The sequence below is a fragment of the Bacillus cereus group sp. RP29 genome (assembly GCF_040459765.1).
In the GTDB taxonomy this organism is placed as follows: Bacteria; Bacillota; Bacilli; order Bacillales; family Bacillaceae_G; genus Bacillus_A; species Bacillus_A paranthracis.
Window position 1 is genome coordinate 4,775,448 of the sequence record NZ_JARVHN010000001.1, and the last position, 19,553, is coordinate 4,795,000.

Sequence of the window (19,553 nt, forward strand, 5' to 3'; positions counted from 1 at the left end):
TTTAGCGATTAAACAGTCCTTTTACACATGTTAAAAATCGAATTTTTTGACAATTCACCTTTCAATTGTTATGATTAATATAATTGTTAACTTTATTAAACAAGGGTGGGATTCTGTGATAAAAAAAGAAAACAGTGTATTCTATATCTCCATCTTGCTAACAACATTATTCATCATATGGGGAATTACCCCGGCAAGTTGGATACAAGGCTATGATTTACAAAGCGTTACATCTTCTTTAAACTCATTTATCCTCAATAAATTTGGATGGTTTTACTCTCTACTTATGACTGCAATGATTATTTTAGCCACGTATTTAGCATTCTCTAAATACGGTTCTATTCGTCTTGGTAAAGATGGAGAAAAACCAAAGTATAGTTATCCATCTTGGCTATCCATGTTGTTTGGAGCAGGAATGGGAATTGGACTCCTCTTTTATGGAATCGCTGAACCGATTTCACATTTTACAAATCCATTAACAGGAAAAGCAGGTACAGAGGAAAGTGCCAAACTCGCTATGCAATATTCATTTTTCCACTGGGGCCTCTTTCCATGGGCACTATACGCAATGGTTGCTTTAACAATTGCATATTTCACATTCCGCAAACAAAAAGGTAGCACAATTGGGGCTACAGTTACTCCATTATTTAATCGATCGAAAAATTCTCCTATCGGAAAAACAGTCGATATTTTAGCTGTTTTAGCCACAGTATTTGGTATTGTGCCATCTGTTGGGATTGGTGCTCAACAAATTGCTGGAGGATTAAGCTATTTATTCCCTTCTATTCATAACACTTTACTTACACAGCTCGTACTTATCGCTATCTTCGCTGTTTTATATTTAACAAGTGCACAAACAGGCTTAGATCGTGGGATTAAATATTTGAGTAACTTAAATTTCTCTCTTGCAGGTATATTACTCGTCTCCTTCTTACTTTTAGGACCAACTGTATTTATTATGAAATATTTCACATCTACACTCGGTTCTTATATTGGAGCTTTACCTAGTATGGGATTAAATTTAGGAGCATTTAATGAAAAATCTTCTTCTTGGATAGAAAACTGGACTATTTTCTATTGGGGATGGTGGATCTCTTGGTCCCCATTCGTCGGTACATTCATCGCCCGTATTTCTAAAGGACGCACAATAAAAGAATTTATTTTTGGAGTTGTATTAGTCCCAACTCTCATCTGCACATTTTGGTTTGCAGTATTTGGCGGTACCGCTATCCATATGGAAATGTTCCAATCGCTTGGTATAGCTGATGAAATCGCAAAAAATGGTACAGAGATTGGATTATTTGCTGTTATTTCACATCTACCGTTCTCTACATTTTTAACAATTATCGGGTTAATTTTAGTAGCCACATTTTTCGTTACTTCTGCTGACTCGGCAACATTTGTCGTTTCTATGCAAACGAGTAACGGAAGCTTATCACCAAAAAATAGTTTAAAACTTATATGGGGATTAACAATCGCGATTATTGCAGCTATTTTATTACAAGCTGGAGGATTAAATGCACTGCAAATTGCAGCGATCATCGCAGCACTACCATTTTCTATCGTAGTCGTCCTTATGGTTACTTCACTCTTTAAAGAGCTACGAAAAGAAGATGTTAATTTGCAAACGAAAGAAGTTCCGAAAAAAATAAAAAAGGTTATGTAGCGATTGGCACCTCAAATTATTTCTAAATCCATGATAAATGAGGAAAAAAGTAAATTAAAAAACCCCATTCGTATGAAATATAATTTTCATACGAATGGGGTTTTTTACTCTATTATATAGTGTTGTAAACATGCCTTCTCCTCAAAACCTACTTTCTTGTACAACTTCATCGCACGATCATAATTCGTATTCAAACATAGTTCTACCTCTCTCATCCCTTGGAAGGAGAAAATATATTGAATTGAAGCTTGTAATAACCGCTCTCCGACACCTTTTCCATTTATCTCCTTCTAAAAAAGACATCATCATAAGCATATTTCAAAATGAAATCGCCATGATAATGTCTTCTTAAAAACTCATATAATCATATTACATTATAATAAAATAAAACGTTTTTTATTTCTTAAATAATCTCTTTCTAAATACAAACATACTCAATGCTGAAAGAACTAACGCTATGCCTGAAAGTAATATTGAGGTATTCTCTTGTCCACCTGTTGCTCCTAATGATTTCTTACTTTCTTCTTGCTTATTAACAACTGGTTTATTTTCTTTCACAACTTGATTATTCACGTTTTGTTCTTGGACTACTGTGGATTGATTTACTGCGTCTTTTGAACCTTCAATTTCTTTTCCTGTTCCTTTTATCTCAGCTTTCGCCCCTTCAACTCCTGTTGTTGGCTCGTCCACTTCTTCTTTTACCTCTTCAACTTCTTTTATTGGCTCTTTTACTTCCTCTTGCTCTTCTTCAACTTCTTTTATCGTTTCTTTCACTTCTTCTTTTGTTTCTTCAACTTCTTTTATCGTTTCTTTCACTTCTTCTTTCGGTATTAATTTTTCTACTATATTCTGCATGACGATGCCACTATATAATATGCCCGTCTCATAATGATCTGCATCCAAGTCAAATTCATATATTTTTTCTCCTAGAGTACTCCAAATGATTCCCTCATCAGTAAGCATTCCACCTGCACTCTTTAACGTAATCTTTTCAATTCGTTCCCCTTCTAAATCATATACAGGTATTTTCACTTCTTTATTTATTTCTGCATCATCCAAAATGACCTTTTGCCTTCTAACATCAATTGTTCCCCACTGGCCTAATTGTATTAACGGCCTTACATCACGAATCTTATTTTCAGCTAATTTTAAACTAAGTAAGTCTAACATTGATCCAAGAACTGACACATCTTTAATACGATTATCTGTAAGATTTAACCATTGTAAATTTTTTAATGAAGATAATGGAGTAGTATCTTCAATTTGATTATGAGATACATTCAAATTATTCAATTGTTTCATGTTTAAGATGAACTCAATATTTTTCAGACCTACTCCTTCCAAAGTGAGTTTTTCTAAGTTCATCATGTATTCTAAGCCTGTTATATCTTTTATCTCTTTTCCTTTTTCTTTAAGGATCTCTAATTTTTTAATCTGTAATAAATCTTCTTTTGTGATAGGAGCGTTTAAATTCTCTCTACCTAAATTCTCTTTATTAATATGTTGTTGTAAAGTTTTATCGAGAATTACATTTTCCTTTTGTTCATTATCCTCTTTTATTTCATCTAACCTTTCAACAACATTTTGAATTACTGTTCCATTAAACTTAATACGATTTTCTTCTGGCTTTATATCTAATATAAATTCATATGTTTTTTCACCGGTAGTACTCCATTTAACAGAACCATTATTAACTATTCCATCTCCATTCTTTAATTGAATAGTATCGAGTGGCTCGCCTTGTAAATTATAGATAGGTATTTTAACTTCCTTATCTTTTTCTACATCATCTAAAAAGATTTTTTGTCTTTGAACGTCAATGTACATTCTTTTTCCTAACTCTTGAACCGGTCTAACATCACGAATTTCATTTGACGCTAGCTTTAAATCATATAAACCTGTTAATTGACTAAGTGGTGTTATATCTGAAATATAGTTTTCTTCTAAATTAAGTGATTGTACAGTAGACATTCTTGATAAAGGTTCGATGTTTTCTAATTCATTTTTAGAAAGGTCTAACTCTACTAATTTTTTCATTGGTGTAATATGTTCAATATTAGTAAGTCCATTGTTACTTAAAGATAAACTCTTCACATTCTTCAGTTGCTCAATCCCAGCAAGATTAGCATTACTAATTTGATTATTTGCTACAGTCAAAGTCCTTAAAGATTTCGCTGTAAATAATGGTTTAATATCTTTTATATAATTACTATTTAAATCTAGCAATTTAATCTTCTTCATTTGACTTAGTGGGCTTAAATCTGAAATTTTATTATTTCTCAAGCTTAAACTCTCAATATGTTCTAACTCAGCCAAAGGTCCAATATCTTCAAGTTCGCCATAGGTTATACTTAATGATTTCAATTGCCTCAAATTCGAGATAAATTTTATATTTTCTAACTTAACTTCTTCCAACGTTAAGTTTTCTAAGTTCTTCATATATTCTAGACCGCTTACGTCTTTTATTCCTTTACTTTTAGCTTCAACGACTATTAAAGATTTAACTTTTAATAAATCTTCCTTAGTTATTGGGGTATCTAAATTTTCTCTATTCAAGTTATATTTATTAATATGCTTTTGTAATTGCTTATCTAATATTACATTTCCATTTTCATCTTGTTGATCCACTTTATCCTCTTTATTTTCCTTTTGTGCTTCTGGAACATTATTTTCTAAATTCAATGTATTTACTTCAAACTGTACTTGATACTTATTGTCATAAGCCATTGTCGGAATATAAATATGCATTTGCATATTATACCTTTTTCCTAATTCCCCTACTTCAAACTGAATCACTTTCGTTCCATTTTTCTTTTTATCTTCTGATATTACTTTCACATCATGAAACACACCAGGAGTATGTATATCCTCTGTTTTCAAGTATTGAAAGAAATCACTATCACTTAACGTTGCTGTTACAATTTTCTTTCCGTTCTCAACTGTTAATTTCGGATTTTTTATATAAACAGCTGCCATAGACTCTTCATTTGTTTTATCTTTATACGCTTTAATAACAGCGTCATATGTACCATCTTCTAAACCTTGTCCCGTTTTATTCGCCTCAATTGCTACTGCCGCTAAAGCAGGTGTTGAATAAACAGCAAACGGAAGTGATAACGTCGCCGCTATAATCATTGCATTTATATGTTTTCTTTTATTTCTTTTCAACTTGACATCTCCTCCAAAATATATAAGTTAAAATGTAATCATTTCTCGAATAATTGATAATGATTTTCATTATCAATGTCAACTAAAAAAATAAAAAGTTTACAAAAAAATAACCCCTCAAAAAGGGGTTATGCCATTTTCTCTCCTGATTCTTCTCTAAAAAAGCTCTTCATCGCATGGAATACATCTGCTTTTTGCTTTAAAATATAATATCTGAAGTTTTCATCTTTAATATTTTTATAGGCTGACATAAGTGTACTGTGGCGATTGTACTGATTCACTTCCCCATATCCAAACATATTACACTTCTTCATTAATTCTTCAACAAGTTTTACACATCTAGCATTATCTGATGTTAAATTATCACCGTCTGAAAAATGGAATGGATAAATATTATAGCGGTCTGGTGAGTATTTATTATCAATTAGCTCGAGTGCTTTTTTGTATACAGAAGAACAAATTGTTCCACCACTTTCTCCTTTTGAGAAAAACTCTTCCTCTGGAACTACTTTTGCCTCCGTATGATGGGCAATAAATTCAATATCTACTGTTTCATACTTTGTGCGTAGAAATCTCGTCATCCAGAAAAAGAAGCTCCGTGCCATATATTTCTCCCATATTCCCATCGATCCACTCGTATCCATCATCGCTAATACAACAGCTTTTGAATCTGGCTTTAATACTTCATTCCAAGTACGGAACTTTAAATCTTCTTGATGAATTGGATGAAAAGATGCTTTACCACGCATCGCATTTCGTTTATATGCGGATATCATCGTTCTTTTCTTATCGATATTGCCCCATAATCCCGTTTTTCTAATATCATTAAATTCAACATGTTCAATCTTGTTTTCATCCATTTCTTTTCTCTTTAAATTAGGTAATTCTAATTCTTTGAAAAATGCTTGCTCTAATTCCAAAATAGAGACTTCAGCTTCATAATAATCTTCTCCAGCCGCATCCCCTGCTCCTTGCCCTTTTCCTGGTCCTTTTTGCTTTTGACCACCTGATCCATCTCTCGCAACGACATCACCAACTTTGCTGTCACCATTTCCTTGCCCAACGTGTTTGTTTTTATCATAATTGTACCTAATCTTATATTCATCTAAAGAACGAATCGGTATTTTTACAACATCCTTACCATTAGACATAACAATGCTTTCTTCTGTTACAAGATCGGGTAAATTATTCTTAATTGCCTCTTGTACTTTCTCTTGATGGCGTTGTTGGTCGTCATATCCTTTGCGATGGAGGGACCAGTTTTCCTGTGAAATCGTATAATTTGGTTGGTTTTCTTCACCCATTTCTTTCCCTCCTTACTGTAATTGTCTTCCTATATGAACAGCAAGCTAGAAATTTTGTTTTATACTGTACCAGCTAGAATGAAAGGTAACTGCCCATCGAAAATCATCCCATAAACATATATAACGTTTTTCATATAATACTCCGAGCATCCTAAACAAAATTTTGCCACTCACATACTAGAAAAGAATCATTCAGCCTTTGATAAGAAAGAAACACAATGCATAGTTGCACACATTTACACTTTGCAACATATTGTATTGTGTTGGCTTTTTTCGTATGAATGGTTGGTTACTCTATCATATGCATATTGTAAAAATAATTGACAATAAATTCATAAAATTGCATCTTAATTTATTGCATTTGGACAAGGTATGACACCTTACACATATGACTGGATAATAAAACGCTGTCCCGCAAAATACAAGAGACAGCGTTTTGTTATCAAACTATCGGTTTAGCAGACTACCTACATAGCGTAATAATTCATTTGCTGAAGAAGAATTATAGCCGTGCTCATCAATTAAACGTGCAACAACATCATTAATTTTCTTCAGCTGATTTTCGTCTGGTGTTTTCGTTGATGTTGTAATTTTCACTATATCTTTTAAATCAGCAAATAGCTTCTTCTGAATCGCTTCACGAAGACGTTCGTGCGAATTATAGTCGAAGCGTTTTCCTTTACGTGCATAAGCAGAGATGCGAATTAATATTTCTTCCCGGAATGCTTTTTTAGCATTTTCTGAAATTCCAATTTGCTCCTCAATCGAGCGCATTAACTTTTCATCTGGGCTCATTTCTTCACCTGTTAACGGATCACGTAATTTCGACTTATTGCAGTACGCCTCAACGTTGTCTAAGTAATTATCCATAAGTGTCTTAGCGGATTCTTCATACGAATAAACAAACGCTTTTTGTACTTCTTTTTTAGCAATTTCATCATATTCTTTTCTTGCTAATGAAATGAAGTTCATATAGCGCTCTCGGTCTTCATTACTAATCGATGGATGCTGATCCAATCCATCTTTTAAAGATCTAAGCACATCTAGAGCATTAATAGATGGTACCTCTTTTCGAATAATTGTAGAAGAAATGCGGTTAATAACGTAACGAGGATCAATACCTTTCATACCTTCATCTTGATATTCGCGTTGCAACTCCTCTACATCAATCGCATTATAACCTTCTACCGTTTCTCCATCATACAAACGCATCTTTTTAATTAAATCAATATCTGGACGCTTCGGATCTTTTAAACGAGTTAAAATCGTAAACATTGCTGCAACCCGAAGTGTATGCGGTGCAATGTGCACATCGGACACGTCACTTTCACGAATCATTTTTTCATAAATATGTTCTTCTTCACTCACTCGTAAATTATATGGAACTGGCATTACAATAATTCTTGAGTGTAATGCTTCATTTTTCTTATTTGCTATGAAAGAGCGATACTCTGTTTCATTCGTATGCGCTACAATTAATTCATCTGCTGAAATAAGTGCAAATCTTCCCGCTTTAAAATTCCCTTCTTGTGTAAGCGATAATAAATGCCATAAAAACTTCTCGTCGCATTTTAACATCTCTTGGAATTCCATCATCCCACGGTTTGCCTTATTCAATTCTCCATCGAAGCGATACGCTCGTGGATCTGATTCTGAACCATATTCTGCAATTGTAGAAAAGTCCAAGCTACCTGTTAAATCTGCAATATCTTGTGATTTAGGATCAGAAGGGCTAAATGTACCAATACCAGTTCGGCGATCTTCAGAGAAGAAAATACGCTCCACAACTACATCTTCAATTCTCCCACCATATTCTTGCTCTAGGCGCATAACGTTGAGTGGTGATAAATTCCCTTCAATTCTTACTCCATACTCATCAAAGAAATCATCTCGTAAATGATGCGGAATTAAATGAAGTGGATCTTCATGCATTGGGCACCCTTTAATTGCAAAAATTGCTCCTCGATCTGTTCTTGAATATGTTTCTAATCCTCGTTTCAACATCGTAACTAATGTTGATTTACCTCCACTAACAGGACCCATTAATAATAAAATACGTTTTCTAACATCTAATCGTTTTGCAGACGGATGAAAATATTCCTCTACAAGACGTTCTAAAGCATCCTCTAACCCAAATAGCTGATTACTAAAGAAGTTATACTTTCTTCTACCATCAACTTCTTCAATTCCAGCATCTTTTATCATATTGTAAATGCGAGAGTGTGCTGTTTGAGCCACCCATGGTCTTTCCTTCACAAGCTCCAAATACTCCGCAAACGTACCTTCCCATTGTAAGCGTTCTTCTGCTTCTCGATGCTGTTCAATTTTTTTTAGAATATCCATTATAGCTCCTCCCCCATCTCCTTGTTCAATCGGATTATTATAAAAGGTATGCTAGGATGTCCTTAAACATTCTTTAAATCAAAATGAAATATACAGTAGTGTTATAAAATTCTCTCCAAAATTCAAAGAAAATTCTGTATAATATAGGTATTAAAGTTTTTACATCTCTATTCATTTTAAATAAATTCTTTTCTTCCAAGAACATTACATACATTTCGATTCATATTTCAGATTCGTAAACTGAAAAAATAGGAGGGATATTAGTATGAAATTATTATTAATTTTAGGTGTATCACTCACATTTCTTACAGCTATTTTTACATCTGGTTACAATGATAAACCCGGTACACATAAAAAGTGATGTGCTTCTTAGCACATCACTTTTTTTATCGATTATTTATAATACACATTTTCCACATCATATTTTGATAAAGGGCGGCTATAATAATAACCTTGTACAAACTTCACATTCTTTTCCTTCAAAAATTGTATTTGTTCCGCTTTTTCTACCCCTTCTGCAATTACATTCAATTCCAACGTATGAGCTAGATGAATAATTGCAGCCGTAATATTCGTATCGCGTTCATCTACATGTATACCTTCCATAAAAGAACGATCAATTTTCAAAGTATCAATTGGATACGTTTTTAAATAACTCAAAGATGAATACCCTGTACCAAAATCATCTAAATGAATCTTTAAATTTTGTTCTTTTAATTGTAGCAATACTCTTTTCGATATATCTTTATGTATAAGGGCTCCTTCTGTAACCTCTATCGCTAATAAATGAGCTGGTACATTGTACTTATGTAAAGCTCGTGTAATCATCTCTATTAATGTAATAGAGCGAAAATGCCTGGCTGAAATATTAACTGCAATTGGGACAACTTCATATCCTTTATTTAACCATTCGCGTATTTGTCGACACACTTCATTTACTACCCATTCATCAAGCTTAATAATAAATCCTGTTCTTTCTGCTAGCGGAATAAATTGATTGGGAGAGACAAATCCTAATTCTTTATTCTCCCACCTTATTAAAGCCTCCATACTAGCTATTTTTTTCGTTTCAATATTAATTTGCGGCTGATAATATAAGAAGAATTCATTTTTTTCTATAGCACGATGTAATTGGTTTTCTATTATAAATCTTTGTTCACGCTCACAATCTAACCCACTGCAATAAAAATGATAATGCCCTTTTCCTTTTTCTTTTGCTTTTTCCAAAGCAGCATCAACTCTTTGGAATAATATCTTTTCATCTTCTCCATCTGTTGGAGCCATTACAATTCCGATTGAAGCACTTAAATACACGTCCTCTTCTTCGATTACAAAATGTTCACTAATCCTTTTCAGTATGTTTTTGGAAACTCCCTCTACACGTTCTTTCGTTATATTTTCTATTAACATAACAAATTGATCATCGTGTTCTCTAAATAAGTGTATACCGGGTATTTGAAAACTGCTTAAACATTCTGTAACTTTTTGTAACACTTTATCTCCTTCTTTATGACCAAACGTATCATTAATAAGGTGAAATTCATCTAAATCTATAAAGATAAACGCAAAAGCTACCTTCTCATTTAAAAAATCATTTAACTTATTTGTACATGAAATTCTATTCATTAATCCTGTTAGCTGATCATAATAAGCTAAATATTCCGTTCTCATTTCATTTAATATTTGCTTTGTAACATCCCTTGTAACAATATATACTCCAACAATTTCACCATTTACAATAATCGGGATAGTTCTCAAGGAAATATAGAGCTCATACCCTTCTTTATGAACATATTTCTTTGAAACAATTTGCTTTGCCCTTCCTTGCATGGCTTCTTTAAATATAATTTGAAAATCTTTTTCATATTCTTTATTAATAAATTCAAAAATAAACTTATTATTTAATTCTTCAAATCGGTATCCAAATATTTCATACGTTGCTGGATTTGCATATGTAATTCTTCCTATAGAATCTATAGATATGATGGAGTCATTATTATATTCTAGTAATGACTTAAACAGCATTTGTTTTTCCTCTATCTCCATCTTCTCCTCTATTTGAGCTGTGATATCCCTTGTAATACAAATAATAAACTGACATACTCCTTCTTCATCAAATACAGGATTAAGTGAAGATTCATAATGTAAATTACCAGTTGGTAAACTAACTACATCACAAAAGGTATGTGCTTTCGCTTCGCTCGCTACTTTTGCATATTGCACTTGCAATATTTCCGCCGTATCTTCCGGTAATACTTCTGCAAAAGTTTTTCCATAACATTCTTCACTTAGCTTCGCATAATCCATACCTAACTTATTTACATAAATATATGTAAATGTTTCATCATCAATAACTTTCACAATAAATACTAAATCTTGAATAGCATGTAATAATCCTCTTCTTATTAAATCCATATCTATCATACTTAAAAAGGTATTTTGATTACTATATTGTTCCTTCATATTTATCTCAACCCGTCTGATCTATTTTTATTCATATATCCCATTTTATATGAATATGTATCCTTTTTTAAATGTATGATTACATATTATTTTTATTTTTAGAAAAAAAGTCGCCATATGGCGACTTTTAATAAACAATTTCTAAATCTAATCCTGGATAATTTTGTTGACGGAATGCTTCATAAATTAAAATAGCTGCTGTATTAGATAAATTTAATGAACGCACTTTATCAGTCATTGGAATACGTAAACAATGATCGAAATTTTCTTCGATTACATTAGCTGGTAAGCCGTTCGTTTCTCTTCCAAATACAAAATAGTAATCCTTCTCACGTTTGCTATAATCAAACGCTGTATGAGCTTTCTCGCCATACTTTGTTAAATAGAAGAATTCACCGTCTTTATTTTTCTCATAAAACTCTTCAATTGAATCATAATACGTAATTTTCACGTGCTGCCAATAATCTAATCCTGCACGCTTTAACATTTTATCATCCGTTGAAAATCCAAGCGGTCTAATCAAATGTAATTCTGTTCCAGTTGCTGCACAAGTACGAGCAATATTCCCTGTATTTGCTGGAATTTCTGGTTGATATAAAACAACATGTACTCCCACGCGATATTCACCTCTGTTTTTTGTCTACTACGTATTATACCACTTGAGCGAAAAATCTCTACCCATTAATAATATGAAAGAATTTATATTTCATTTGTGGTGTATATTTACTAGAATCTTCATAGTTCCAATAACGCCGACGGCTATTCGCTGAATGTGCATTTACAAGTGGCATACCATCTGCGTCTTTTGCTACTACAATCGTCGTATGGTTCCACCTACCATCATCCTCGAAATCATAAGCGATGACATCACCAAGAATAAGGTCCTCTGGCCTTTCTACAGCTTCAGCTCGAAGTCCTGATGTAGCACCTGACAAATACCAATAAAAAGAGTGTGCAACAGCCCAGCTCCAACTCCACTGATTCTCCCTTTGCCACCATCCTTTACGAATATTAGGATATCCATTCATTGGTACTTCTCCAGTATGAAGACATTGAGAAATAAAATTCGTACAATTATCAGGGAAATTACGATATGCAGGGTTTCGATCATCCCACCAACGCTCTGCATATTTAACTGCCTCTAAACGGTTGTACTGATAGGAACCGTACTTCTCTTTTGTAACTTCCCTTTCTAATGTCTCACTCATTCCAACTGCTTCTGGCACTTCAATAGCATAATCACCTATTATCCGGCTATTATTTAAACAAACTCTTCGTTTTAATTGTTCCTCTTCAATATAAAATAATTCTTTATGCTTAATTAAATATTTAAAATGTATTTGATAATCAATTTCTTGATGATTGCTATTATTTAATTGCCTCATAAAAGAAACATCCGCAGTTGCTTTTACTATCTCTGCATTACGCTTTTGAAATAATTGTTTCTTTCTCTTTGCTATTTGCAATAAATCTTCAGCAATACCATCTACATTTGTTCGTTTCTCTGTTATATATGCTAAAAAGTGTTGGACTTGCTTTTCAATATTTATTTTTACAACCATTTCGTCTCCCTCCCATATTACAATATGAAAAAGGGAGATATTATCTACTCTTTTTTCTGCGCTAACAGTTCAAGTCCGCGATTCATTTCATGAAGAACCTCTTCGTCTTTCTCACGTTGCATCGCTTTTTCAATAGCTTCGCCCACGCCGTCTCCACCAATTTTTCCAAGCGCCCACGCTGCCGTCCCGCGAAGCACTGGTCTTGGATCATCTTTCATAACACCTATTAAATCTGGAATTGCTGATGCTTCTTTAAAATGTGCAAGTGCCAAAATTGCATTTCGTTGCAACGGTTTTTTACCTCTCCATGAACCAGACATAATTCCATATTTCTCTTTAAAGTCACGATTGCTAATTGTTAAAAGCGGTGTTAATAACGGTTTAACTAACTCAGGATCTGGTTCCATCTCAGGGTGATTATGAAAATCCATTCCTTTATTTTTCGGACAAACTGTCTGACACGTATCACATCCATAAATACGATTACCTATTTTGTCGCGATACTCTTCTGGTAGGAATCCTTTCGTCTGTGTTAAAAATGCTATACACTTCTTCGAATCTAACTGTCCTCCTTGTATTAAAGCACCTGTAGGACAAATATCAATACACTTTGTACAGCTCCCGCATTGATCTTCTATCGGCTGATCTGGTGGGAATGGAACGTTTGTAATCATTTCTCCTAAATATACATACGAACCAAATTCAGGTGTAATAATAGAGCAGTTCTTACCGCTCCATCCAATACCAGCACGCTCTGAAACAGCTCGATCACTTAATTCACCCGTATCAACCATTGACTTAACTTCTATATCGGGAAGTTTTTCGATTAAATATGCTTCTAATTTCTGCAAACGATCTCGTAAAACTAGATGATAATCTTGTCCCCAAGAAGCACGACAAAAAATCCCACGGCGTTCTCCACGCTTACTTAATGGTGCATTTTTTAATTTTGAAGGATACGCTAATGCAATCGCAATAATTGATTTTGCACCAGGTAATAGAAGCTGTGGATTCGTTCTCTTTTCTATATCAGGCTCTTCAAATCCAGATTGATAATTTAATTGTTGCTGCTGGATTAACCGCTGCTTTAATTCTTCAAATGGTGAAGCACTAGCAAAGCCTATTTTATCTATACCAATCGTTTTACTATACGCAATAACATCTTGCTTTAATTGTTCAAAATCCATTCCTAATCGCCTCCTCAGATGAATCCATCCTTTATGTAACGATCTATTAGTTAGCAATTCACTTTCGGAATACTATTCTTTACTTCTATTTTCGCATACAATTACGTTTTCCAAACATTAAAAAACGCAATGCCTCGTTTATCTCGGAAACGAAACACTGCGTTGATCACAATTTATAGAAAAACATTTAATAAAATTTGGAGCGGGTGAAGAGAATCGAACTCTCGACCAGAGCTTGGAAGGCTCTTGTTTTACCACTAAACTACACCCGCAAATATGAAATACATATAAGATATTAGAATAACTTATGTAAAGTAGTATAGCATGTAAAAAAAGCGGAAGCAAGAATTTTATCGAAAAAAGTCGAAAAAGTGATGAGTAGCTCATCACTTTTTCAATTCTTTATCAATCGCCTTCTTCATACTATCGAAATCAGGGTTTGCAAGATTTCCGTTTATATATACTGAAGGAGCACCTTGAACTTTTAATTTTTGAGCACGATCTGAATCTTTACGTACTTTTTCTTTTATTTCTTTACTGTGTAAATCTTTCTTAAATTGATCTACATCAACTTTCGGAAGCTTCTCTTTCACAATGTTAAGAAGTAATTCTTCTGTAATCCATTCTTCCGTATCTTTCTTTTGACTTTGATAAATCTCATCATAGAAAGTCCAGAATGAATCTTTATCTTGTTTATAAATTGCTTCACCAGCTGCTGCACCTAAATCAGAGTCTTTCCCAATAAACGGAAAATTAATAAAGTATAACTGCACTTTACCTTTATCAATATACTCTTCTTTTAATCGTGGCAATACTGTTACATCCCAAGTACGACAAGCGGGACATTTGAAGTCTCCAAATTCAACTACCTTAACCGGAGCATCATCTTTCCCTAAAGATTGTTGTGTGGAATAAGCAAACATCTCATTCCCTTTATCTTTTTTGTCATTTATGATGCTATACGCAATCGTTCCGATCACAATCAATACTGCAATGGAAAAAACTATACCAAGAGCCATGAGTTTGTTCGATGATTTCATATACATTCCTCTTTAATTTCATATTCTGTATACAGCATTGTACACAATACACATAATATCAACACTTATATACGTCACGCAATGAACACGCTCACATAAATTACAAAAACACAATAATTGTGACGATATTGTGTCACGATTTGTCACAATTTATTCAAAAAAAGAAGCTCCTATGTAGGAACTTCCATTAGCTTACTGCTTTTTCACGAGCACTATTTAACATCGACTGCTCTGTTTTTATATCATGACGAATGACTAACTTCTCACTAACTGCTTGCACATACTCATCATGATTGATATAGCCTTCTTTCTCCATCAATCTCAAAACGACATTTCGTCTCTCTACGGCCTTATCATAATTTTGTGCCGGTGAGTAATAAGCAGGTGCCTTTACTACAGCAGCCATCATTGCACTTTCAGCCAATGTTAATTGGCTCACCTTTTTACCGAAGTATAGGTTTGCTGCTTTTTCAATTCCCCATGCTCCTTCTCCGTAATAAATATTGCTTACATACAATTTTAAAATTTCATCCTTCGTAAATGTACGTTCAATTTTTTTCGTATAGAAAATCTCTTTCCACTTACGAGAAAATGTACGTTCATTCGTTAAAAAAGCATTTTTAGATAACTGCTGTGTAATTGTGCTTCCGCCTTGCACAACACCACCAGCTTTTATATTTTCAACAGACGCTCTGACAATCGCTATATAATCTAAACCGTTATGATGATAAAACCTTTTATCTTCTGTCGCAATAAATGCATGTGTCAATGATTCTGGTACCTCTAACTTAGCCGGTACATGTAATTTACTAATATCACTTTTCTCAATCATTACATTTCCAATGAATAATAACGTAAAACTTAACAATAATAATAAAATAATGGCTTTATAAAAAAACTTAGTCATTGGATTTAATGCAACTTTTTGATGATAATTCACCCTAGATAATACTCGTTCTTTCATCTTAAACACCTCTTTTCCACATAGCGTATAACTCTTACTTTAAGAATACCTTGTTGTAAAAAAATATCCCATCGATTTCTCTTACACGTACCTTACATCATTGTAAGGTATAAATTGAAACTTTCATCAGACCCCCACCAATCTGGCTGCCCGGCAAATAGCGGGATAAAAAAGTATTGTATCACAGTCCTTTTTTATCTACTATTCATCTGAAATATTGAATATAGATTATGCTAAATCAATAGCAGATTAGATCTTAAGGCTATTATACTTTCTCTATTAAAGCGCCCTATTTTCATTATATCATCTACCAATATATATACTTTTGAGTATCTAGTAATCTAAATGTACATAATATATCATATATTATACAGAACAAACGTTCTTCAAATCAATACTAACGCTATTATTATTTTGACCTTTTTCTTAAACAGTATACAAAAAAGAGTAGTGATTTGACTGTATCTCAAATCGGCTACTCTTTTCTTTACAATCTTCCTATTAAGTTATACGGCTGCACTTCCCACGTTTCATACGGAATGAAATGGGTTGCTCTCATCGCATCAAGCGTTCTGGATTTCATATGAGGACGCGTTATATACTCATTTATGTTCTCTTCGTTTAAAGCTACAAATTTAGCCTCTTGTATTTCTTCATGTTGAATTTTTATTTCACCGCTTACATATACTACTTTAAAAACGACAGCTAAAATGTTCATGGAAGCATTATAATAAACTCCTGTAACTCCAAGCGGCTTCACAGTTAAACCCGTCTCCTCAAGCATTTCCCTACAAACAGCTTGATCGAGTGCTTCCCCTTCTTCTACCTGTCCTCCTGGTAACTCCCACGTATCAGCTCGCCAGTGTACCTTTGCTAATAACACTTCATCTTTTTCATTTGTTAAATAGCCTGCTACAGCAACGATATGTTTTGGTGTTTTTTGTTCCATGTTAAGCCTCCTAGCAATAATGAATATTTCATATATCCCTATAAGCATATTCCCTGTTTACAATAAAATACCTTTATTAAAAAAGCCCCTATTCGTTAAACGAACAGGGGCTTTTATCGTATTATTCTCCTAAGTCTACGTTGTGATAAACTTGTTGTACATCTTCTAAATCTTCTAATGCATCAACCATTTTTTCAAATTGTGCTTGTGCATCTTCAGGAAGTGTTACATCGTTTTGTGCAAGCATTGTTAATTCGGCAACTGTAAATTCTTCAACACCCGCATCTTTAAGAGCAGATTGTACTGCATGGAATTGATCTGGTTCAGCATACACGATAACAGCATCTTCTTCTTCAAGTATGTCACGTGCATCCACATCTGCTTCCATTAAAATCTCAAGAACTTCATCTGATGTTTTCCCTTCAAGGCCGATAACAGCTGTTGCATCAAACATGTAAGCTACAGAACCGTTTACACCCATGTTACCACCGTTTTTGCTAAATGCAGCTCGTACATCTGCTGCAGTACGGTTTACGTTGTTTGTAAGTGTATCTACAATTACCATAGCTCCATTTGGTCCGAATCCTTCATAACGAAGCTCGTCATAATTTTCTTCTGAACCACCTTTTGCTTTTTCAACTGCACGATCGATAATTGTTCTTGGAACATTGTATGTTTTCGCACGTTCTAATACAACTCTAAGCGCTTGGTTTGATTCCGGATCTGGCTCGCCTTGTTTTGCCGCTACATAAATTTCACGTCCAAATTTCGCGTATATACGGCTAGTATTTGCATCTTTTGATGCTTTTTTATCTTTAATATTATTCCATTTACGACCCATACTTTCCACTCTCTTTCCCGTTTTAAATCTACATAAAAATATTAATATGAAATATCATGTGTGTTCAACACATTTTTAAAAGAAATATAAAAAGTTCATTTTTGATTCATATTACAGACATAATATAAATCACTATCATTTTGTTCTTTCGACAAGTTATATTATACATGAATTCCTACGTTTATTACGAATTTTAGAAGCACATAACATAATTTAGCAAAAAAATTCTACCATTTCACCAACACACTATTTATGCTTATTTTGTAGTGTGATGAAAATATAAAAAGACTCTACACATTTGGTGTAGAGTCTTTTTATTACGCCGTTCGTGATACCGATGGTCGGGGTCGAACCGACACTCCCGAAGGAACACGATTTTGAGTCGTGCGCGTCTGCCAATTCCGCCACATCGGCACAAAAGAAAAGGCGGCAACCGGATTTGAACCGGTGATAAAGGTTTTGCAGACCTCTGCCTTACCACTTGGCTATGCCGCCATATAAAATTTTACTGGAGCGGAAGACGGGATTCGAACCCGCGACCCCAACCTTGGCAAGGTTGTATTCTACCACTGAACTACTTCCGCAAAAATGGCTGGGCTAGCTGGATTCGAACCAGCGCATGACGGAGTCAAAGTCCGTTGCCTTACCGCTTGGCTATAGCCCATCGAATTCTTACTTAATTATATGTAAGTATCCATTAGATTATTTATAATTTTTAAAATAAAAATGGGGCGACTGATGGGAATCGAACCCACGAATGCCGGAGCCACAATCCGGTGCGTTAACCACTTCGCCACAACCGCCATGTTGTGTAAATATATTTGGCAGGGGCAGTAGGAATCGAACCCACACTGGAGGTTTTGGAGACCTCAGTTCTACCTTTAAACTATGCCCCTATGTAAATGGTGGAGGGGGGCAGATTCGAACTGCCGAACCCGAAGGAGCGGATTTACAGTCCGCCGCGTTTAGCCACTTCGCTACCCCTCCGAAACTTACATGGTGCCGGCTAGAGGACTTGAACCCCCAACCTACTGATTACAAGTCAGTTGCTCTACCAATTGAGCTAAGCCGGCGTATTTTATTAAAGTAAATGGTGGCTCGGGACGGAATCGAACCGCCGACACGAGGATTTTCAGTCCTCTGCTCTACCGACTGAGCTACCGAGCCTTATTAAAATGGCGGTCCCGACCGGGGTCGAACCGGCGATCTCCTGCGTGACAGGCAGGCATGTTAACCACTACACCACGGGACCATTTGGTTGCGGGGACAGGATTTGAACCTGCGACCTTCGGGTTATGAGCCCGACGAGCTACCGTGCTGCTCCACCCCGCGATAATATTATTCATATAGTTTATATGGTGGAGGATGACGGGATCGAACCGCCGACCCCCTGCTTGTAAGGCAGGTGCTCTCCCAGCTGAGCTAATCCTCCAAAAGTGGTGACCCGTACGGGATTCGAACCCGTGTTACCGCCGTGAAAGGGCGGTGTCTTAACCACTTGACCAACGGGCCAAATATTATAAATCCTATGGCGGAGAGCAAGGGATTCGAACCCTTGATACGCTTGTGACGTATACACGATTTCCAATCGTGCTCCTTCGGCCAACTCGGACAGCTCTCCAATGGCTCCGCAGGTAGGAATCGAACCTACGACCGATCGGTTAACAGCCGATAGCTCTACCGCTGAGCTACTGCGGAATAATATTGCCTGGCAACGTCCTACTCTCACAGGGACAAGGTCCCAACTACCATCGGCGCTAGAGAGCTTAACTTCCGTGTTCGGTATGGGAACGGGTGTGACCTCTCTGCCATCATTACCAGACATTATTCTTTTGAGACAATCATTATTATAACTTATTTTCTTTAAAAGTCAACAAGTTTTTTATGTTCTCTCAAAACTAGATAACATTGCTACATATTATATGGTTAAGTCCTCGATCTATTAGTATTCGTCAGCTCCACATGTCACCATGCTTCCACCTCGAACCTATCAACCTGATCATCTTTCAGGGATCTTACTAGCTTACGCTATGGGAAATCTCATCTTGAGGGGGGCTTCATGCTTA

General features: G+C 35.0%; 12 protein-coding genes, 16 tRNA genes, 2 rRNA genes and 1 pseudogene (1 of these 31 only partly in view). 1 reads left to right on the forward strand and 30 read right to left on the reverse strand.

Annotated features, from left to right (window positions below; all coding sequences use genetic code 11):
- The first annotated feature begins 115 nt into the window (after window positions 1-115).
- Window positions 116-1,666, forward strand: coding sequence for a glycine betaine transporter OpuD (opuD, locus tag QCI47_RS25300; RefSeq protein ID WP_309422440.1), 1,551 nt, complete (start codon window positions 116-118; stop codon window positions 1,664-1,666).
- Between the two features lie 104 nt (window positions 1,667-1,770).
- Here the strand turns inward: opuD and QCI47_RS25305 are convergent.
- The 30 genes and pseudogenes from QCI47_RS25305 to QCI47_RS25450 form a co-directional block, all read right to left on the reverse strand.
- Window positions 1,771-1,941, reverse strand: a pseudogene (locus tag QCI47_RS25305) (GNAT family N-acetyltransferase); the annotation flags it as partial.
- A 121-nt stretch (window positions 1,942-2,062) separates the two neighbouring features.
- On the reverse strand, window positions 2,063-4,834 hold the full coding sequence (locus QCI47_RS25310) for an NEAT domain-containing protein (protein WP_353811981.1): 2,772 nt from the start codon (window positions 4,832-4,834) through the stop codon (window positions 2,063-2,065).
- A 128-nt stretch (window positions 4,835-4,962) separates the two neighbouring features.
- Entirely contained in the window at window positions 4,963-6,138 is a 1,176-nt protein-coding gene (gene yhbH / locus QCI47_RS25315; RefSeq protein WP_000503505.1) for a sporulation protein YhbH, read from the reverse strand.
- Window positions 6,139-6,585: 447 nt separating this feature from the next.
- Window positions 6,586-8,481, reverse strand: a complete 1,896-nt coding sequence (locus tag QCI47_RS25320; RefSeq protein ID WP_000353279.1) for a PrkA family serine protein kinase — start codon at window positions 8,479-8,481, stop codon at window positions 6,586-6,588.
- A 393-nt stretch (window positions 8,482-8,874) separates the two neighbouring features.
- Window positions 8,875-10,944 carry a sensor domain-containing protein gene (locus tag QCI47_RS25325; protein ID WP_000664307.1) on the reverse strand — a complete coding sequence of 690 codons (2,070 nt, stop codon included), beginning with the start codon at window positions 10,942-10,944 and terminating at the stop codon, window positions 8,875-8,877.
- 127 nt (window positions 10,945-11,071) lie between these two features.
- Window positions 11,072-11,560, reverse strand: a complete 489-nt coding sequence (gene trmL / locus QCI47_RS25330; protein ID WP_000538147.1) for a tRNA (uridine(34)/cytosine(34)/5-carboxymethylaminomethyluridine(34)-2'-O)-methyltransferase TrmL — start codon at window positions 11,558-11,560, stop codon at window positions 11,072-11,074.
- A 58-nt stretch (window positions 11,561-11,618) separates the two neighbouring features.
- On the reverse strand, window positions 11,619-12,506 hold the full coding sequence (locus QCI47_RS25335; protein ID WP_000260539.1) for an amidase domain-containing protein: 888 nt from the start codon (window positions 12,504-12,506) through the stop codon (window positions 11,619-11,621).
- A gap of 44 nt (window positions 12,507-12,550) precedes the next feature.
- The gene (gene queG, locus QCI47_RS25340) at window positions 12,551-13,693 is read right to left on the reverse strand and encodes a tRNA epoxyqueuosine(34) reductase QueG (protein WP_000345218.1); all 1,143 of its coding nucleotides are present in this window, start codon (window positions 13,691-13,693) and stop codon (window positions 12,551-12,553) included.
- Between the two features lie 198 nt (window positions 13,694-13,891).
- A tRNA-Gly gene (locus QCI47_RS25345) sits at window positions 13,892-13,965 on the reverse strand.
- Window positions 13,966-14,079: 114 nt separating this feature from the next.
- Window positions 14,080-14,733: a DsbA family protein gene (locus QCI47_RS25350; RefSeq protein ID WP_000842720.1), complete on the reverse strand. Its 654-nt coding sequence runs from the start codon at window positions 14,731-14,733 to the stop codon at window positions 14,080-14,082.
- A gap of 187 nt (window positions 14,734-14,920) precedes the next feature.
- A complete protein-coding gene (locus tag QCI47_RS25355; RefSeq protein WP_000664704.1) occupies window positions 14,921-15,697 on the reverse strand; it encodes a transglycosylase domain-containing protein in 777 nt (258 codons plus the stop codon).
- Window positions 15,698-16,184: 487 nt separating this feature from the next.
- Entirely contained in the window at window positions 16,185-16,646 is a 462-nt protein-coding gene (locus QCI47_RS25360; protein WP_074544172.1) for an NUDIX hydrolase, read from the reverse strand.
- 121 nt (window positions 16,647-16,767) lie between these two features.
- Window positions 16,768-17,487 carry a YebC/PmpR family DNA-binding transcriptional regulator gene (locus tag QCI47_RS25365; RefSeq protein ID WP_000532946.1) on the reverse strand — a complete coding sequence of 240 codons (720 nt, stop codon included), beginning with the start codon at window positions 17,485-17,487 and terminating at the stop codon, window positions 16,768-16,770.
- Window positions 17,488-17,819: 332 nt separating this feature from the next.
- Window positions 17,820-17,901, reverse strand: a tRNA-Leu gene (locus QCI47_RS25370).
- 10 nt (window positions 17,902-17,911) lie between these two features.
- A tRNA-Cys gene (locus tag QCI47_RS25375) sits at window positions 17,912-17,982 on the reverse strand.
- Window positions 17,983-17,996: 14 nt separating this feature from the next.
- Window positions 17,997-18,071 (reverse strand) — tRNA-Gly (locus tag QCI47_RS25380).
- Window positions 18,072-18,076: 5 nt separating this feature from the next.
- Window positions 18,077-18,151 (reverse strand) — tRNA-Gln (locus QCI47_RS25385).
- 63 nt (window positions 18,152-18,214) lie between these two features.
- A tRNA-His gene (locus QCI47_RS25390) sits at window positions 18,215-18,290 on the reverse strand.
- Window positions 18,291-18,309: 19 nt separating this feature from the next.
- A tRNA-Trp gene (locus tag QCI47_RS25395) sits at window positions 18,310-18,383 on the reverse strand.
- A gap of 7 nt (window positions 18,384-18,390) precedes the next feature.
- A tRNA-Tyr gene (locus tag QCI47_RS25400) sits at window positions 18,391-18,474 on the reverse strand.
- 10 nt (window positions 18,475-18,484) lie between these two features.
- A tRNA-Thr gene (locus QCI47_RS25405) sits at window positions 18,485-18,560 on the reverse strand.
- A gap of 18 nt (window positions 18,561-18,578) precedes the next feature.
- Window positions 18,579-18,654: transfer RNA gene (locus tag QCI47_RS25410), tRNA-Phe, on the reverse strand.
- Between the two features lie 9 nt (window positions 18,655-18,663).
- Window positions 18,664-18,739, reverse strand: a tRNA-Asp gene (locus tag QCI47_RS25415).
- 3 nt (window positions 18,740-18,742) lie between these two features.
- A tRNA-Met gene (locus QCI47_RS25420) sits at window positions 18,743-18,819 on the reverse strand.
- A 24-nt stretch (window positions 18,820-18,843) separates the two neighbouring features.
- Window positions 18,844-18,919: transfer RNA gene (locus QCI47_RS25425), tRNA-Val, on the reverse strand.
- 5 nt (window positions 18,920-18,924) lie between these two features.
- A tRNA-Glu gene (locus QCI47_RS25430) sits at window positions 18,925-18,999 on the reverse strand.
- Between the two features lie 17 nt (window positions 19,000-19,016).
- A tRNA-Ser gene (locus tag QCI47_RS25435) sits at window positions 19,017-19,108 on the reverse strand.
- Window positions 19,109-19,110: 2 nt separating this feature from the next.
- A tRNA-Asn gene (locus QCI47_RS25440) sits at window positions 19,111-19,185 on the reverse strand.
- Window positions 19,186-19,193: 8 nt separating this feature from the next.
- Window positions 19,194-19,309 (reverse strand): 5S ribosomal RNA (gene rrf, locus QCI47_RS25445).
- A gap of 100 nt (window positions 19,310-19,409) precedes the next feature.
- A 23S ribosomal RNA gene (locus QCI47_RS25450) occupies window positions 19,410-19,553 on the reverse strand (it continues 2,778 nt past the right edge of the window).

Excerpts from the sequence above, each read along its gene's own strand:
- yhbH (WP_000503505.1), bottom strand. The coding sequence starts at position 6,138 with ATGGGTGAAGAAAACCAACCAAATTATACGATTTCACAGGAAAACTGG.
- QCI47_RS25320 (WP_000353279.1), bottom strand. The coding sequence starts at position 8,481 with ATGGATATTCTAAAAAAAATTGAACAGCATCGAGAAGCAGAAGAACGC.
- QCI47_RS25325 (WP_000664307.1), bottom strand. The coding sequence starts at position 10,944 with ATGAAGGAACAATATAGTAATCAAAATACCTTTTTAAGTATGATAGAT.
- QCI47_RS25335 (WP_000260539.1), bottom strand. The coding sequence starts at position 12,506 with ATGGTTGTAAAAATAAATATTGAAAAGCAAGTCCAACACTTTTTAGCA.
- queG (WP_000345218.1), bottom strand. The coding sequence starts at position 13,693 with ATGGATTTTGAACAATTAAAGCAAGATGTTATTGCGTATAGTAAAACG.
- QCI47_RS25350 (WP_000842720.1), bottom strand. The coding sequence starts at position 14,733 with ATGAAATCATCGAACAAACTCATGGCTCTTGGTATAGTTTTTTCCATT.
- QCI47_RS25355 (WP_000664704.1), bottom strand. The coding sequence starts at position 15,697 with ATGAAAGAACGAGTATTATCTAGGGTGAATTATCATCAAAAAGTTGCA.
- QCI47_RS25360 (WP_074544172.1), bottom strand. The coding sequence starts at position 16,646 with ATGGAACAAAAAACACCAAAACATATCGTTGCTGTAGCAGGCTATTTA.
- QCI47_RS25365 (WP_000532946.1), bottom strand. The coding sequence starts at position 17,487 with ATGGGTCGTAAATGGAATAATATTAAAGATAAAAAAGCATCAAAAGAT.